This window comes from Methanobrevibacter oralis (assembly GCF_001639275.1).
GTDB lineage: Archaea > Methanobacteriota > Methanobacteria > Methanobacteriales > Methanobacteriaceae > Methanocatella > Methanocatella oralis.
The window spans coordinates 88,252-106,790 of sequence record NZ_LWMU01000081.1 but is presented as its reverse complement, the minus strand read 5'-3'; the positions used below and the strand labels follow the sequence as shown (position 1 = coordinate 106,790).

Sequence of the window (18,539 nt, the reverse complement as noted above, 5' to 3'; positions counted from 1 at the left end):
ATATTATACAACCGAAAATCAGTTAATTAACTTATTTAAAGATAAATTTTATGAAATTATTGGCTTCAAATCATTTTATGAAAATTGGCTAAACCTATATGGTAAAAATTTTTAGAGAAAAACTATAATTTTAAAAAAACAATATTTTGATAGTATTTTTCAACTGATTTAATCAAAATCAAAGATAATTAAATTAAAATAAATAAATTTCTTATTAAATACATTAATCTATATTTAATTATAAGTAAAAGCTATTGTAAAAATAATATTTATAAATTAATATAGATAGATGAAATAATAAATTTTAATCAAAAAGGAAAAAAGAAATAGAAATTTAATAAAAATCCCTATTTTTTAATTGTAATTTTATTCGTAATTTTACAACCACCATAACTAGAAATAGCAGAATATTTACCAATTTTCTTAAGTTTTAATTTTAAAGTAGCTACACCTTTTTTATTAGTTTTAACCTTATAGTTCTTACCATTAACTTTAATAGATATTTTCTTACCAGATAACACCTTACCATCCTTATTAACTAATTTAACAGTGAATTTAGTGTCTTTAGATTTTTTACCTACAATATTTTTAGCTGTTAATGTAGGTTTAAATGTTAATTTATGAGATACAGATTGACCTTTACAAGTTGTAGTGACTGTGTATTTACCTACTTTTAACTTAAAAGACTTGGCTGCATATCCGTCTTTATCAGTTTTAACTGTGTAAGATTTACTACCTACTTTAAAAATTACATTAACTCCAGACCCTACATATTTACCATTAGATGCCATAATACGTACTTTATGCTGTATTGAATTTCCAAAGTATTTAACAATGTTTTTACTTCCAGTAATTATAGACAACACCTTAAAATTAGCAGATTTATAAGCAGATTTATAATAAATATTACCATCATATGAAACTTTTACACTATATGATTTAGCCTTAGTAATAGAGCCTGGAAGATAAATTTGCCCATTAGAATCTGGTTTAAGAGCGTACTTTTTACCAGATATTGTAACTACTACTTTTATACCTGCATTAGTTAGTTTATCTTTTAAAGGAAGACCATTATTATCAACAACTTGTAAAAGAACTCCACCAGGTGAAACTTGAGAATTAATCTTTATTGTAACTGGAGCTTTATCTAAATATGTAACAGGTATATTAGCACTATAACTCTCATATAAATCATTACTTTTATCACTTACAGCAACAAAATAAGGATTATTAAATTCGATTTTAGCTATTGATTTAGCAACACCATATTTATCAGTAGTCGAACTGGTAATATATGAGTTCGAACCACTAGGTCTATTAAATGAAATTTTAATTCCTGAAACCGGATTTCCTAAAATATTAGTGACTTTTACAGTAAATATTGCATCAAGCCCTTGTTTAACAGAAATCGGAGTTACAACGATATTAAGTTTACCTCTTTCAATATATAACATTGAATCAAATATTGTAGTTTTATAGTCTTTTAATTTAAATGTAGCAGTTATTGAATATTGTGTTGGTGAATACCCTTCATCCAATCTGATTTTTATTGAAGTAGAATTACCAATAACGTTAGAAGTACCTATTTCATCGCCATTTGTATCTTTAAAAATAACTGTACCACCAGTTACTGTTTCATTAAGAATTAATTTAAAAACACCCTCTTCTAAATAAAGCATATTAACATTTGGAAAAGTTCCACTTATAAATTTATAATAATTTTCCAAAACAATATTTCCATCACTATTATTTACAGCACCGTCTGCTTTACCTTTTTGAGATACTAAATAATTATCAAAAACAGTATTATTAAAAGCAAAACCATCTAAATCAACAGCAAAACCTTTATTAGAAATAACATTGTTTGAATTAATTAAATTATTATTGGAATTACCCTCAACAGCAATTCCAGCATTATAAAACTTAGTATTATTGAATGGAATATTAACTTCTTCACCACTTCCATTAGCTATTATAGTGTTATTATTAATAATATTATAATTAGAATTTGAAAGTCCTAATCCCAATACAACTTTTGATTTTGCATCAATAATATTGGTTTTTATTTGATTTTTATTAGAACTATATATGCTCATTCCATAAACGATTTGAGAATTTAATGTGAGGTTGTTTGCAATAACGTAAGATTGTTGGGAAATTTCTAATGTAATACCATATACAAAATCATTACTTCTTAAATTTATTATATTTCCTTTAACAGTTGTGTTTTTAGCATCATTACCTGCAATAAATCCTGTTGCAAAAAAAGTTCCTTCAAGAGTTATATTGTTGTTAATAAACTTATTGTATGAAGCACCATGCTCTTGTGAACCTACCATACCAGTTTCTGTACCTAAAACACCCATACCATAAATATAATTATCAAACCCTTTAACAAATACATTATTCTCATTAAAAGTATTATAATGAGAATCAAAGTACAAATCAATACCTACAATGGAATTTGTTGAATTATTCTCACCAGTAGTACTGTATGTTTGATTTAATTTGGAAGTCACATTAACAATATTACCTGTAACATTATTGTAAGAAGAACGAATCATTAAAATTCCATATGTTCTGTAAATTTCATTGACTATGTGATTTCCAGTAGTTGAAGAATTACCATCGAGACAAGAACCATCTAAACATTTTGAAGGTTCAAATGAATAAACCTCCCCACTACCATTTGTAAAAATTGTATTATTAACAAAATTACATTTCTCGGCACCATATGCAAGTAATGTAAATGTTAAATAATTACCACTAGAATATAATGTATTATTTATAACATCAACATAAGATGACTCAAGAATATAAATTGCATATGCTGCATTTTTATCATCAACAGAAATTGTACAATTAATTATTTTAACACCAGAATCTTTATTAACAAGAATTCCCCAAGCATTTATTCTACTAGCATCTTTATTTATGATTTTTATTTTTTCAACCCATACATTTTCACAAGATATAACAAATGTAGTATTATAAAAAATAGGATTATTTCCAGTTATTTTTACACCAAAATTAATATACATAATATGATTATGAAATACTCCTGAAAAGTTCAAAATATCCCCATCAGTTATATTAGCAATTATACGGCCATTTGAATCAAAATAACTGTGATATGTATCATTTGTAATATTGTATGTTGTTCCATTGAAATTATAAGATGGAGCTAATGGATCATATACTCCTTCTGGTGTTAAAATTTTTTTATTACCAACATTATTCATAGTTTGAATAAATATACCTTTTTTATTGACTTGTGATGCATCAATAGCAATATCATTAGTGGTAATGATTGTATTATTGATAATTGTAACATTTGTAGGCATTCTTGATTGACTAGATCTAAAAAGAGCAATACCAATAGCTGAAGCACTATTAATAATATTTTTAGTTACATTTAATCCATATAATGCTCCAATTTGAAATATTCCATATCCACGAGTAGTGTTAATTTTATTGTTTAAAACTTTAATATTGTTACCATCAGCATAAACTCCTATACCGTTAAGTTTTATGTGAATACGGTTATTTTCAATTATTCCATTGTCACTAGTAAATATTCCTGCACCATTAGCTAAAAGGTTAGCATTTAAAATAGTGTTATTTTTAATTATTGCATTAATTCCACCAACAATACCATATTCTCCACCAATTTCTACACCAGGATGGTTAAAATCAGCACCAGTTAAATTAACAATAAAATTATTAATTATTTTATTATTAACCCCTGCAGACGAAATACCTCTATAACCTCCAATGATTTTATTAGAATCTGCAATATTATTATCACCCATAAGTTGGATACCATAACTCCAAGAAGTAGGAAGCACATCATATATTACAGTATTGTTAAAAATAGTATTATAATTAGATTTACCACCTGAAACTACTTCTGTTTTATAATCAGAGAGATAAATTCCATTTGCATCAGCAGAATGTATCATATTATTAGCTATGTAATTATAATGTGAACCTGAAATAAGCATTGGAGAAGTTGATCTTGTTCCATGCCCATATGTAATTCCATGAGTAGTCAGCTTATTATTTGTAACATTATTATGATTTGCCCCATTTCCTAAAACTATTGGAAAAGAGGATTTGCCCTTGTTTTTTATAACACAGTTACTAATAACACAATAACTTGCACCATTTAAAAATATTCCATATTCAAAATCATCATTATTTGTTATTTTTAAATTACTTACAGTACTATTAGAAGCTCCACTTAAAAGAATGACTTTAACCCCATTTAATGAATTAGCAGAGCCCCCTTCAATATTAAGCTTTTTATTAAAAATAAAATTCTTTTTTGAGAAATCACCATTTAATATTATGGTATCTCCCTCTTTAACAGATGTAGAATTAAGATTACCATTACCATCAAAGTAATTATTATAATTACCACTATTAACTGTATGTGAAGATTTAGATAAAATATTAATATCTTCTTGGCAATCAGACATTTCTAAAACATCCGAACCAACATCATTATTACTACTCGTAATATTAACATCGTCTACAGCACTAACTGTCCCAATAGCTAATAAGAGTAGAAATAAAAATATAAAAATACTAATCTTTTTAAACATAATTTAACCTCTTAATAATAACCATTAAACATACTAATAAAAGTATTGTTAAAACGATTATTAATTATATATTTAATTATATTAAAATATAATATTTAAAAATTTGTTTTAAAAAAAATAAGAAAAAGATGATTTAATAATCATCAAAATCATCTTTTTGATTTCTAACATATCCAACTAAAAATATTGCAATTAAAATAATAATCGCAACAATTACAAATATTGACATGCTAGATTCGCCAGCACTAGCTGATTTAGAAGCTGATTTTTTTGAAATCTCATATGAATCAATATTTGACTCGCCATTACTAGATGCATCAGATGAAGAATCTTTCATCTCCCCTGATACTTTATCAGTACCTGAGTCTCCAGGCTTATTACCTGCAGCAGTATGTCCTGCAACCACTTGTTCTTCCTCAATAGTAGCATTATTTAAAATATTAGCACCTTGATTCGCATTAGACTTAATATTAGAATCTTGAGAATTTGAGTTAGATGTTCCATTCCACATTTTATCATCAGATGTTTGTTCATCTTCAATTTTATACAATGGATCTGTCAAAGTTGCTTGTGATAAAATTTGAGCAAATTTTGCTTTTTTTGAAGCAGATAGTGAACTCATTTGAATGATTTTTGCATTGAAAGCTAAGTTTTTACATGTATGGTGACAACATGCAACTCCATCTTGAATTACACTATCAACATAATCATCAACCAATCTTTGTAATTTTTTATAAGAGGGACTTTTAGAAGATATTTCCCAAATTCCTTGATTCTGCATATAAATCATCCATGCCATTGAAGATTGAATACCTGCAGCTGAATTAGGATCTTTATTATTAATATAAATATTATGAAGAGAATCCGCCATTTGATCAGCTAATTCTGTGTTAATTTTTCCACCACCCATAATTATGGATGCATACAAATTTTGATATCTAGAACCATAAGAGTTCATACCTGCCGCGCCAGAAGATACTAAAGCTTGTATATATTTAGGATTTAATACCATACTACGGATTTCAAAATCTATTTCTTCCTGATAAGTTCTTGAAATATAATTATTCTTATTCCTAATATCTACAAAAGCAGTATCAGGATCAACATTACCAGTACCCTTCTTAAGTACACGAGCTGCATTATAAAGACCTCCAAACCAATCATAGTAATCATCAGAATCGAATAATCTCCATGTACTATCAAAATTTTGAGTTATTAAATCAACATTTTTCAATAAGTGCTCATAATTTTTTCTCTCTTGTTTAATTACAATATTACCATTATCATCTAAAGTCCATGAATAAGATACTCTGTTTAAATAAATATCGGCAGCATAGTCATTTACTGAAGAAATATTCCAATGAGCAGTATTTGGAATAAGAGTACTCATACCAGTTCCCTCTAATACATTACCTGGAAGACCAAATAACCTATCAAGACTAGGATTTTCTGCAAAATGCTTAATAACATAATTATCTTTTGCAGATTCATTTGCAGATTTTGCAAGTTTAACAGAAGTTAACATCCATCTTATCCAATCTTTATTACTTGTAACCATACTTGCAAATACATCAATTCTAGGCCTATTTACAACAGCTCCATTATGAAGTTTTACAGTTAAATTCTCTAATGGAATCATTTCAACTCCAATAACCTTACCATTTTGTGACCATACTGGCTTACAACCTAAGAAATACATAAACTCTGCAACACCAATACCTTCTGTCCTTGAAATTTCTGTACCCCATAAAATTAATGAGGTTAATTCAGGCCATTTACCATGCTTTTGATAATAATTAGCTATTAATAAATCCACGATTTTTACAGCAGAGTCATAAGCAGCTGCTGAAGGCATTCTTGTAGAGTCTGATGCAAAACCATCATAACCAGTAGGGATTGAATCACCATAAGAAGGATCCGCAAATAACCCTGCTTTCAAGTATCTTCCACTTAAAGCAATCAATATTGCATTCCATTCATTGTTATTTTGAATATTTACAATAATTTCACCAAGATAAAGTGTGGAATTATATAATGCAGAGTTTTTCTCAATGTTAAACCTATTGTTTAAATCTTCAATACTAGTTCCATTTACTAAAAGCCACACATAATCATTTAAAAACTTTTTAACATTAAAAGCAACATCCCGATAATTTAAATTACCTTGAATATCATCATAAAAACTTTTACCTGCCAATTTCGGATATAATTTTGCCAGTATATAATCATAGATTTTAGTTTGTGAAGTGGAAATCGTAATTACTTCTTCAACCAATTCAAAGCCGGTTAAAATCTTACCTAATGAATGCAAACCATAAGTATTGAAATCATTTTCCATTCCATCTAAATATTCATGCAATCCATCAATCCAAATTTCAAATGTTTCATTATCTAATTTTTTTCTAAAACCTAAAATAGGAGCTAAATTTAAAATCTTTTTTTGATACATTTCAACATTAGAAGTAACATTAAGTTTTAGTTGTTCTTTATAACGGTTAATGTAATCTAATAATGTTGAATAATTACCATATAATGATGATGAAAACATTGCTGGAGTCATGTGAGTAATCATCAATGCTGCAATCCTATCTCTAGCTACCATTGCTTCACCAGGGTTAGATACAATATACGGATATATTGTTGGAATTAAGTTTAATTCAAAAGTCCAATCTCCTTCAGACACACCAACATTCCTACCAGGAAGCCACTCTAGTGTTCCATGAGTACCCATATTAACAATAGCATTTATACCTGCAACTTTATCAATCCATTGATAAAATGCAACATATTGTTGATGAGGAGGTATTGTTAAATCATGATAATTTTTAGCATCTTCCCAACCTCTACTTGGTTGAAAAGTAATGAAAACATTACCAAACCAAACTCCAGGAATAACAATATATTTTTCCCCAGTAGTTTTGTTAACATAAATCATATTTTCTCCAAGACCAGCACCCCAATAATCAACCATCTTTTTATATAAATCAGAGTTAAAATCATCGGTTAAATCATTGAATTGGTTAATTGAAATTAATTGATTATGAGAATACAAATAATCCCAATTGTTTTCAACATATTGATTAATCAAACCTTGTGCCCATCTTCCTTTATTACCAAAACTATATATTAAAGTAGTTAAATCTTGAACAGACATTAACCCCTCAGGATTACAACCTATATCATAACCATTTTGAGCTAATTTTATGATTAAATCACGAGTACTTAAAAATACATCTAAATAAGAAGCTCCAATCTCTCCTTTACCAGGAGGATAATTATACAATACAATAGCAACTTTTTTATCAGCATTATCCATATCTTTTAGATCCGCCCAAGCAGAACCTAATTTAGCCATTTTTTCGATTCCAGCACGAATAGGATGAACTTGACCATTAGAATCCACATAAGATAAAATGATTGGACCAAATACTCCTTCAAAACTTGGATAAGTAACAGCATAAGTCCACTCAATTTGTGGACCTAAATCACTATAATAACCTGATTGAGAAATTTGATTTACACCTTTAAGAACTGCCAAATCAATTTCTGATAAATCTGATTCAGCAGAACCATATACATAGTTTAAAGACCAACTATATAATGAAGTAATTGATGATATGCCAATACGTGAAGCACTAACAATTTTATTTAATATAGAAGAAGCGGATGGTTTAGTACCATATTTAAAAATATTAAATGCCGGCCTCCCTCTCGCTTCATAAGCGTTAATTAACTCATCAATAACATCCCCACCACCATAGTAAGAAACAATAGCTACAAATTTTTTATCTACATCAAAATTTGAAATATAATCACATTCAAATTGTCTATACAATTCCTTTGGATCCAATACCTCATCTAACCAAACAGGATAATTATCATGCATCCAATTAAGACTTCCATCACCACTATGCGAAAATCCAGGATTTGTTTGAATCCAATAATTAATTAAACTACAATTTGGTAAAATAGTATAATAACCTAATTTCGGATGATAAATCCCACATTCAGGCATCATTAAAGGTGCATTAGCATCAATTAATGTTGGATTTGGATATAAATTCGGTTCAATTAAAAATTTAACATAAGCCAAATAATTTTTCATATTATGAAACAATACATTAGATTCTTTAATATCATCTGCTTGGAAATAAGAACCAATATATGTATTTTCAATTGTTTCAAATGTATTATTAAATGGATTCGAACCGACAATGTGTAAACCTATTGTGCTTAAAAGACTTGTATTATATGTTCCAAATGTATAAGCAACCTTATAATTTGCATTAGCCGGACTAGAAGCTAAAAATCCTTTTAGATATTGAGAAGTGAAAATACTGTAAGCAGATTCTGAAAACATATCTATATGAATATAATTTGCACAATCTCCTAACCATTCGCATCTTTTATCAAAGTTAGTCGTACTAATGTATGCAACTCTTCTTGACATATTCATTAGCAAATCCACCTTCTCATTATGTGAAGAGTAATCTACTAATAAAAGAATATCTGGTTTAAATATATGTGAAATAGTTTTAGTACTCCCACTAGTAAGTTTTATTGTTTCTTTATGTGCATTATACGTTAAATAACTAATTTCAACAGTGTAAAATCCAGGATTAAGATTTTTAAATGAAGCTAATCCTTTGGAATTTGTTTTAAGTGTTGATATTAAGCTATTTGAAGAATCATAAATCTTAACAGTAGCACCAGGCAAAACTATTCCTTCCTCAACCCAAGATTTATTTGATTGATTATAAGAATCTCTAACTTTAACATTAATGACTCCTCCTCCTGCTGACAGCACATCACCATGTTGAACAGCTTGAAGATTTGAAAGCTCATGACATTGTGAAACATTATCTAATTCAATTGATTGACTTACAACATCACCGGTTGCATTATTATCTTCTGCAAAAATTGCATTTAGGGATAAAAGCAACATTATCGAAATAATTAATGTGAACAACAGTTTATTATCTATCTTTATATTTTCACCCCCATTTAATCAATTACCATAAACATAGTAAAAAAACATTTACTATAAATGTAAATTATTTTTGATATTATATAATATTTACCTAATATCAAGAAAAATGAGAGAAATTTAAAAAATGTTAAAAAAAAATAAAAAAATAATAACTAAATAAAAAAAGATAATTATTTTAGATAAAACATTATAATTAGATATTTTTTGATTAAATTGTATACAATAAAAATAAAGCTAATGAATATTTTTTAAAATATTCTCTTTTAAATAACAAATTATGAACAAGAGAAAATTAAACTAACAATGTCAAATTTTCTTTGATTTCGTGAAGCTCTACTGTAATAGTATTCCACATAATTTCAAATTCTATGCCATCATATTTGATGATAAGTAAAATTTTTCATAGCTTTAATCTTTTTTTCAAGAAATATGATTATTTTTTTCTCGAAACTCTAAAAATAACCCTCAATACTTATAGATAATTGAAAAGATATTTTTGATTGAAAAACAAGATAAAACCTGACCATACGCTTCTAATAAACCAATATTATTATATAATTTAACTACTACTTAAATCAACATATCATGAACTTTAATTTTAGCTATCATTGAAAACTCCGAAAAATCAGCTATTTCAATAAATTAATTTATTAAATACAATACAATCTAAAAAAAATAAACAATTAATATTTTCATGGCATGTTAAGAGTAACCCACCTTCTGTTTAACAGCATTCATCTTAGCGAACTACTTTGCCTCCAACAGTTGTCATTGGCCTCTTTGTTCTTGCATCCTATGGAATGGCCGTTTCACCTATTCTTTTAATGTCCTCAATTAATTATCATTGTCATTCATTAAAAGACGTATCGTTTCTGCTCCAGAGTCATACTTCTCAGCATACGTTTTTCAACGCCATAGTCTGTGACGATGGGCGGAGTTTCCTTAGTTTATTAAAACCAGCAGCTGTCTTTAACTTGCCATGAAAATATTAATTAAAAGTAGCAGGGCCTAGATTTGAACTAGGGATCTCGGGGTTATGAGCCCCGCGGGATCACCAGACTACCCCACCCTGCTATATGAATAAAAATAGTAAATTAAAACTACATAATATACTATACATTAAATAGTATATAAATATTTCGACCAAATAAGCGAAAATAGAAAAAAATAAGAAAATTAATTATTTTCTAATGCTTCTATTCTTTCATCCAAATCTTTTAATTTTTTTTCAGTAGCGATTTTGAATTCCTTAGAATCTTCCCTGAATTCTTTAAAAGATTTTTCTAAAGTATCAACAGAGCTAGTAGTTTTAGAAAATTTAGATTCCAAATCTTTTAAATCATTTACAGTAGCTAAAGACCAATCTTTTATTAATTCATCACTTTTTTCTTCTAAAAATGAATCTATTTTATGTGAAAATGCATCTGTATTAATAGAAGACATGTCCATATCAGTTAATTTTATTTTAAGTCTTTTACTCATTGAATCTGTTTCATCATTTTTATCAGATTTTAAGTTTTTTTCATCTTTGTTTTTACCTAAAACTTCATCCATATGTGCATCAGCAGTTGATGGAACATAGTTCCTTAATCTATCAACTGTTTTAGGATTATTTAAGAAATAATAATAAAGTAAAATTACAATAGCTATTATAATAATAATTACTGCAACAGCTTCCATTGCTTCCATATTATCACCTTATTTCATATTTTTAAGTTTTGCTTCTTTTGCCTCAATTTCTTTAAGCATTTTTTCTAACTTTCTTTGTTCTGTTTGTGCTTCAAGACGAGCCAATCTTTCATTAATTTCACTATGTAAATATCCAACTTCACTTCTTACTTGAGTTGTAGAGTCTCTAATAGCTGATAGGTTATCTTGTTGATTTTGTGGTAATGGAATAGGATTATCCATTAATCTTTTAGATTCTAAATCTTTTTCAACCATGGACATCTTTTTAAGTTCTATTTCTTTTTCAAGCATGAGAATTGAGTTTTTAGATTGTGCAACCTTTCTCCATTCAAATACAATGACAATTAGCACAATAGCAACAATAATCAAAATTATTAATAAAAACATTTGATCAGGAATTGTTGGAACATCCATATTTTTTTACCTCCACTTAACTAATGATATAAAATATATATAAACTTTATTAGTTAATATAATTAATTATTAATGAAGAAGGTACATGACCATGATTGAATCATATTTAAAATCTGGAAAAATTGTTTCAAAAATACGTAGTGATGCTTCTAAAATGATAGTTGATGGAGCACTTGCTATTGATATAGTAGAGTATGTAGAAGGCGAAATTATTAAAAGTGGTGCTGAAATTGCATTTCCATGTAATTTATCAATAAATGAAATTGCTGCACATTACACCTCCCCAATAAATGATAATACAACAATAAATGCTGGAGATATGGTTAAATTAGATTTGGGTGCTATGGTTGATGGATATATTGCTGATTCTGCAGTTACAGTTATAGCTGGTGGAAATATAGATGAAAATTTCACACAAGATGAAATAAACTTACATGAAGAAATTGTTGAAGCATCAGCAGCTGGTCTTGAAGCAGCAATTAGTACTGTTAGAGCAGGCATTGAAGTATCAAAAATTGGTAAAGCAGTTCATGAAGCAATAGCTGAATATGATTTAAATCCTATATTTAATTTAACTGGACATAGTTTAGAACAATATAATCTTCATGCTGGAATTTCAATTCCAAATTATGATAACAATGACAATTATGTTCTAGAAGAAGGCCAAGCAATAGCTATTGAACCATTTGCAACTAATGGAAAAGGAATGGTAAATGATGCTCCTGGACATTATATCTTTTCATATATGGCAAAAAAACCGTTTAGAATGAAAAGCACTCAAAAAGTTTTAAAATACATTCAACACCATCATGCTCATGTCCCATTTTCTGGTAGATGGATAAGTGAAAAATTTGGAGAAAGACGTGGTGGAATTGCATTAAAACAATTAAGTGATGCAATGTCAATTTATCCTTATGCTCCATTAAGAGAGAAAAAAGACTGTTTTGTAAGTCAAAAAGAACATACTTTTATTGTAGAAAAAGAAGGTTGTACAATCACAACTTTATAAAAAAAATAAAAAAAGAATCAAGAATTGAAAAATTCCTGACTCTTTTTAATCTAATAAATTGTTGGAATACGAACTCCCATTTTAGCTCTTCTTTCACATTCAGCTGTAGATTTTTCTTTCTTATCTTTAGCTAATTTTTCAAGTAATCCAAGTCCAGGTTTTACATCATCCATTTCTTTGGTTTCAATTAAATCTGCATCAATAGCTGCTTTGAATATATCTTCACCAGCATCTGTTCTAGTCAAAACAGTAGACCATCCATCAGGTGATCCAACAGATCCTGTTGAAATATCAGAATATTCACAAACATAATCTTGACATACATTACATCCTGCTTGTTCATATCCATGTGTTTCTTTAAGTGCTAAACCTTTTTCTTCTCCATTTTCATTAAGCCAGAATTTACCTTTTCCAATGTCCATTTTGTCTGCATTAGCTAAAGTAGTATTTAATTTAGCTTCTGCAAAAGTATCTAATGATGCCATTGGGAAGTTTTCCATACAGTAAATACCAATTATTAATTTAATTTTGTCTGTAACAAACCTAGTTGAAAATGGATAAGCTTGTGCTTTTCTAATACCCTGTACTTGGCATGGAGTTGCAACAATAGCTACACTTTCAAGCCCATATTGACGTACAGCTTCTTTTAAAGCAAATATATTAGGAGACATTGAATATTTTGTTCCAGCTGCATCAATAACTTCATCAGAGGAAGTTACAACTTGAGGAACAGGAGTCCAGTCATCACCAGGATCTCCAGCAACAACAGCTCCTTCAATAATTCCTTCATCAAGTGCATAACATAATAATGATGAAACAATTCCACCATCCTGTGATACATCTTGAATTCTTTTTTCAGTAGATCTTGCAGATAATGCTTCTCTATAACTACCTAATACCATCTCAAAACCTCCTAGAGACCTGTTTCCATTTTAATTCTTTCTTCTGGCAACCATGATCTTGGACACATCACATAACAAGACCCGCATTTAATACATCTATCTATATTACAGCTTGGTCTGCCTTCTACAAAGTCAATTGCTCTTGTTTGACAAGCAAGAGCACAAGTTCCACAACCAGTACATAACCCTTGGCGAATTACATTGGTCAATACATCACAACCACAGCCATTGTTACATGTTGCCCAATCAATAGCTGGTTGTAAATAATCCATATCCCCTTCACACAATGCAACAACAGTTTTTGCAATCATTTCAGGTGATACAGGACAGCCTGGAAGTGCTAAATCAACTTTAATTAATTGATTAATTGGAAGATAAGATTCATGTTTAGGCTGAGCTTGTTGACCACCTCTAGCAAAATTTGTAAAACATCCAGTTACAGCACAAGAACCAAATGCACAAATTAACCCAGACTTTTCTCTCGCTTCTAGAAGTTCATGAACACTATGTTCATCTTGTAAACAAACAGATCCTTCAATCAAACATAAATCCATTTCTGGCATTTCCCATAAATCAACTAAAGTTTGTCCATATACAATGTCTACCATATCACTTAATACATCAGCTAAAATGTCATAATTTTCTGTTAAAGACATTACATCTCCAGTACAACCACTTAAATGTATATAACCTACACGTGGTTTGGTTGAAGCTTTTTTTTCTTCTGCTGGTACTTGTGATTCAACAGGAGCTTCAACTTTTTCTTCTGCTTTTGGTTTTACTGGTTCTTTTGAACCTCCGAAAGCTTTTTTGATTTTATCAAACATTCTTTTACCCCGATTTCTTTTAATATAATCTCAATAGCTTCAGGAATTGCCTTTTCTACGGGTTCTGTTAAACCCATATCCACATCTGGAGAAGGAATCTCTTTAGGTTTGCAACCTACTATAACAACTTCACAATTTTTAGAAAGTTCATGAAGAGGTTCCTCAACAGGCCAAGTATGAACATTTTCATATTTTGCTTTTGGCATGTCAAAAGGAGAAAATACTTTTACAGTTCCAGGTTCTGCATCAAATTCAACAACATCCACAACAATAACTTTCCTCCATTTTTCATCAGGAAGTGAAAAAATAAAATGTGTTGCACCGGTTCCAGCATCAATAAACTTAACATTATCAGGTATAGTTAAACCTTCAAAAGAATTCTCCAATCTTTCAATCATCGCTGGTGGAAAATCGTTTTCAATGTAGGATATAATAGCAGGATCGAAATCATCACTATTTTCACTTTTAAAATATTTTTCTAAAATATTAACTACAATTGGACCAAAACCATCATCTTTAAACAGTGTATTTCCACAACCAACGACAATTGTCTCCGCATTATAAGGCATATTATTCCTCCTATAAATAAACTATTAAATTTTCACCATTTCATTTTTAAGAACAGATTTATCATGATCTTTAACTACCATTACATGAGTGGCACAAGATAAACATGGATCATAAGCTCTTATAACATGTGGAGCTAATTCATGATGAAAACCTTCTGTAGCTGGACCCATTGTTGGAATATTCCAAGTTGTAGGTACAATTGCAGAATAAAATTGAGTTTTACCCTCATTAATATTAGCCATATGCACATTAGTTCCTCTAGGACCTTCAATAACACCAAATCCAAGTTTTCCAGTACCTCTAGGATCAAAGTCTGCTCTTGCTGGTGCAGAAGTATCTAATTCATCTAAAACTTCTAAAACAATTTCATAGTTTTTCAACATTTCATCAGCACGAGCTACATGTTGTGCATTTACACCTTTATCTTTAAATCCACTGAATTTATCCATTCTTGCTCTAGGACCTGTTTCAACATTTTTACCTTCCCATAATGGGATTACAGAACATGCTTTTTTACCAATTTCTGGATCATCATACCATGCTTCAGGTAAAACTTCTGAAAATCTATCCATGTCAAAGAAATCATTATCACCATAAGCAGGACTAGTAGCCATTAATGGATTATCAATAACTCCTAAATCATCAGGTAGTCCTTTTTCAATGACACAATTCTTAATCAATTCAACATGTGCTTCCAAAGTTGGCTTAAGTTCTTTCATTCTAGTAATTAACCTTTCTTTCGCAAAAGGAGTAATATTCCTAGCCATACCACCAATTCGAACATCAGATGGGTGGATACCTTCTCCAGCTATCATATCAACAACATATTGTACAGCTTTTCTCACTTCACTAACACTATTAACTGCTGTATTAAATGCATCCTCTGGAACAAAATCAGGAGCAATTAAAAAGTGATGAATTGCAGCACTATTTATATTATGAGCAGCTAGAGTCGCTCTTCTTAATAATTTACCAGCTTTAGGAACTTCAATGTCCAAAGAATTATCAATTGCTTCTACTGAAGCTAATGTATGAGGTATAGGACAAACCCCACAAATTCTTTGACATAAAACAGGAGCTGTTTCAGGACTCTTGTTAAGCACCATTTTTTCTAAACCCCTAACAGGAGTTATACTCAAATACATACCTTTTGTAACTATTCCATCATCATCGACTTCCATGACCAACTCGGCATGCCCTTCTTGTCGAGATGTTGGAGATATAACTACTCTCTCTTTCAAAAAATCACCTCAATTATTAGTAAAAACTAATAATAGGTATATATTGTAATACTAAGTTATATAATTTCCCATAAAAGTAATACTTTATTTAGGAATATTATATCAACGTTCCAATTAGAAAGACATTATATAACATGAAAAATAAAAATATTAGAGTATATTTAATTTAATAATAATATTTAAATATTAGATAAATAATAATTAAAATGTAAAATAAATTATACAAATTTTTCGTGGGGTGAAAAATTGGATAAAGCAAATATAATAATTTCCATAATTATTGTTTTATGTATTGCAGCAGCAGTTGTAGCATATGGAATAACTAATAGTGATAACCCTATATTCTCTAATTTAGCTAGTATGGGTACTAGTGATGATACTGGAGATGGAATCGGAAATAACACTACTTTAGGAAATGGTACTGGATCTGTTTCAACTAATGCAAATAGTGAAAATGGTGGTTCAACTGGATCAAGTAGTTCAGGATCTAGTGGAGGTAGTTCAAGCAGTTCAGGATCTAGTAGTTCTGGAGGTTCCAGTTCAGGGGGTTCTGGATCAGGTGGTTCAGGCTCAGGATCACATACTAGACTATCATATTCAACAGCACAAAGCATAGCTAATAATGCTGTAGGTGAACCAGGATATTATGCTGGATCTGTAAGTTATTCTAATGGATACTGGTATGCAACCATATACAATCCAAATGGAACTGCAGTAGATAATATTGCTATTAGCGATGCTACTGGAAAAGTAGATAGATATTAAGGATTAAATAACAATCCTTTTATTATTTTTTAAAATAATAGATAACTATATATAAAACTTAAAACATAGTTAATACTGTTATATGTAGGGCTCGTAGCCTAGCTGGATAGGGCGTCGGACTTCTAATCCGAAGGTCCCGGGTTCAAATCCCGGCGGGTCCGCTCAACATGACATTCTTTTTTTTAAATCAATATCTAATTACCTCAATTATTTTGGGCTTGTAGCCTAGTCTGGAAGGGCGTAAGACTCCTAATCTTAAGATCGAGGGTTCAAATCCCTCCAAGTCCGTGTTTAAATTTTAATTAAAAAAATCAAGCGTACTATTTTTAGTTACTTTTGGTTTTTCAAAAAGAATTTGACCATACTGTCCTCCACCACCAGGAATAACTTCAATAGTCCTATTTCTAAATGATTCAATAGCCACTGCAATACTTGAATCGATTTTTTTAATTTCATCAACAGGAGTATTTACTAATACATTAATTTCTGTTTTAAAACTGCTGATTAAAGACTGCCATTTTCTCTGAACGGCTTTTGTTGTAACACCTTTATCATAAACACTAGCTATCAACTCTGAAAGTGGCATTAAATGAACATAATCAGGCCTAAAATCTGGACTTTTAGCATTTTGATAATCAGCTATTTGTGAAATTCTAAAATCAACTCCTCTTTTAATAGTTCCACCACAAGAACATTTCATTTTATTTCGAATAGCTAGACTTGGATTAATTAATTTATAGCATTTGGTACATGCAGTCATGTGATATTTTCCAAGACTTGGAACAAGTCCATAGTTTGCTTTAATACTTTTGTGTTTAATTGCATTTTTTATTGAAGAATATGAGATATCCTTAAGTTCTATTTTATTAAATTCCCTACCTAAACGATGAGGCCATGGTGAGTGAGCATCAGAATTACTTAAAAAAACAAAATCTTTAAGTTCAGCTATTCTATCTGCCATAAATGTATCGGCAGACAAACCTAATTCAACAAAATCTGCTTTTTTAGAATAACAATCATAAATACTATCAAAAGATTTATACATTCCAGTCCAAGGAGTAAACGCATGAGCCGGGCCAATTAAACAATCATATTCATGCACTAAATCTAAAAGTTCTGCACCACCATAATTTGTTTTTGGCCTACCATCAGTAGTTTTATTCTTAGAATCTAATTTATCAGATATTTCTCTTGCAATATCCATATTAGGAATTATTATCAAATGATGAATCCTATTTTTTCCTTCAACCTCACTAGTTAAAACAAAATCCATATCCTCATAAGAATAAATCCCATCACCAATATACTCTGTGGTGTCTTCAATAATATCTAACCATTTAGGATGGAAGGCATCTCCAGTTCCCAATAAATCTAAACCTTTCAATTTTGATTTGGGAGCCATATTTTTAATTATCATGTCTTTTGATGATGCCATTGAAAAACAACTATGAACATGAAAATCTGTATTAATTAACATGAATAATGATTAGTTATGAAAATATATTAAGTTTATTAAAAAAAAAGT

At 29.5% G+C, this 18,539-nt stretch carries 11 protein-coding genes, 3 tRNA genes and 1 other RNA gene; 4 read left to right on the top strand and 11 right to left on the bottom strand.

All coding sequences use genetic code 11. The features are described from left to right. Positions 1–347: 347 nt before the first annotated feature. The 6 genes from MBORA_RS07165 to MBORA_RS07140 form a co-directional block, all read right to left on the bottom strand. Complete coding sequence (locus MBORA_RS07165; RefSeq protein WP_042691907.1) at positions 348–4,607, bottom strand: right-handed parallel beta-helix repeat-containing protein; 4,260 nt, start codon at positions 4,605–4,607, stop codon at positions 348–350. 133 nt (positions 4,608–4,740) lie between these two features. Beyond that, the gene (locus tag MBORA_RS07160; RefSeq protein ID WP_042692178.1) at positions 4,741–9,552 is read right to left on the bottom strand and encodes a cobaltochelatase subunit CobN; all 4,812 of its coding nucleotides are present in this window, start codon (positions 9,550–9,552) and stop codon (positions 4,741–4,743) included. A 742-nt stretch (positions 9,553–10,294) separates the two neighbouring features. After that, positions 10,295–10,575: RNase P RNA component (gene rnpB, locus MBORA_RS07155), an RNA gene on the bottom strand. Between the two features lie 21 nt (positions 10,576–10,596). Then, a tRNA-Met gene (locus MBORA_RS07150) sits at positions 10,597–10,671 on the bottom strand. Between the two features lie 102 nt (positions 10,672–10,773). Beyond that, positions 10,774–11,286, bottom strand: a complete 513-nt coding sequence (locus MBORA_RS07145) for a hypothetical protein (protein WP_042691910.1) — start codon at positions 11,284–11,286, stop codon at positions 10,774–10,776. Positions 11,287–11,295: 9 nt separating this feature from the next. Beyond that, positions 11,296–11,700 carry a membrane protein gene (locus MBORA_RS07140; RefSeq protein ID WP_042691913.1) on the bottom strand — a complete coding sequence of 135 codons (405 nt, stop codon included), beginning with the start codon at positions 11,698–11,700 and terminating at the stop codon, positions 11,296–11,298. A gap of 91 nt (positions 11,701–11,791) precedes the next feature. Between MBORA_RS07140 and map the strand changes: the two genes are divergently transcribed. Beyond that, positions 11,792–12,709, top strand: a complete 918-nt coding sequence (gene map / locus MBORA_RS07135; RefSeq protein WP_042691916.1) for a type II methionyl aminopeptidase — start codon at positions 11,792–11,794, stop codon at positions 12,707–12,709. Positions 12,710–12,759: 50 nt separating this feature from the next. On the opposite strand, the gene frhB is transcribed toward map, so the two are convergent. Genes frhB through frhA form a run of 4 tightly spaced genes read right to left on the bottom strand, consistent with a single transcriptional unit; the run spans position 12,760 to position 16,249 of the window. Continuing rightward, complete coding sequence (gene frhB / locus MBORA_RS07130) at positions 12,760–13,611, bottom strand: coenzyme F420 hydrogenase subunit beta (RefSeq protein ID WP_042691919.1); 852 nt, start codon at positions 13,609–13,611, stop codon at positions 12,760–12,762. Positions 13,612–13,622: 11 nt separating this feature from the next. Beyond that, positions 13,623–14,438 (bottom strand): coenzyme F420 hydrogenase subunit gamma, encoded by an 816-nt coding sequence (gene frhG, locus MBORA_RS07125; protein ID WP_042691922.1) that lies wholly within the window; start codon positions 14,436–14,438, stop codon positions 13,623–13,625. Next, a complete protein-coding gene (gene frhD / locus MBORA_RS07120) occupies positions 14,390–15,007 on the bottom strand; it encodes a coenzyme F420-reducing hydrogenase, FrhD protein (protein WP_042691924.1) in 618 nt (205 codons plus the stop codon). Before frhD ends, frhG begins: the two co-directional genes overlap by 49 nt. Before the next feature lie 24 nt (positions 15,008–15,031). Further along, positions 15,032–16,249 carry a coenzyme F420 hydrogenase subunit alpha gene (gene frhA, locus MBORA_RS07115; RefSeq protein WP_042691926.1) on the bottom strand — a complete coding sequence of 406 codons (1,218 nt, stop codon included), beginning with the start codon at positions 16,247–16,249 and terminating at the stop codon, positions 15,032–15,034. 246 nt (positions 16,250–16,495) lie between these two features. Between frhA and MBORA_RS07110 the strand changes: the two genes are divergently transcribed. From MBORA_RS07110 to MBORA_RS07100, 3 genes are all read left to right on the top strand, one after another. After that, a complete protein-coding gene (locus MBORA_RS07110; RefSeq protein ID WP_042691929.1) occupies positions 16,496–17,014 on the top strand; it encodes a hypothetical protein in 519 nt (172 codons plus the stop codon). A gap of 87 nt (positions 17,015–17,101) precedes the next feature. After that, positions 17,102–17,175, top strand: a tRNA-Arg gene (locus MBORA_RS07105). A 53-nt stretch (positions 17,176–17,228) separates the two neighbouring features. After that, positions 17,229–17,302, top strand: a tRNA-Arg gene (locus tag MBORA_RS07100). Between the two features lie 10 nt (positions 17,303–17,312). On the opposite strand, the gene MBORA_RS07095 is transcribed toward MBORA_RS07100, so the two are convergent. Then, positions 17,313–18,491: a TIGR00375 family protein gene (locus MBORA_RS07095; RefSeq protein WP_063720451.1), complete on the bottom strand. Its 1,179-nt coding sequence runs from the start codon at positions 18,489–18,491 to the stop codon at positions 17,313–17,315. Between the last annotated feature and the right edge of the window lie 48 nt (positions 18,492–18,539).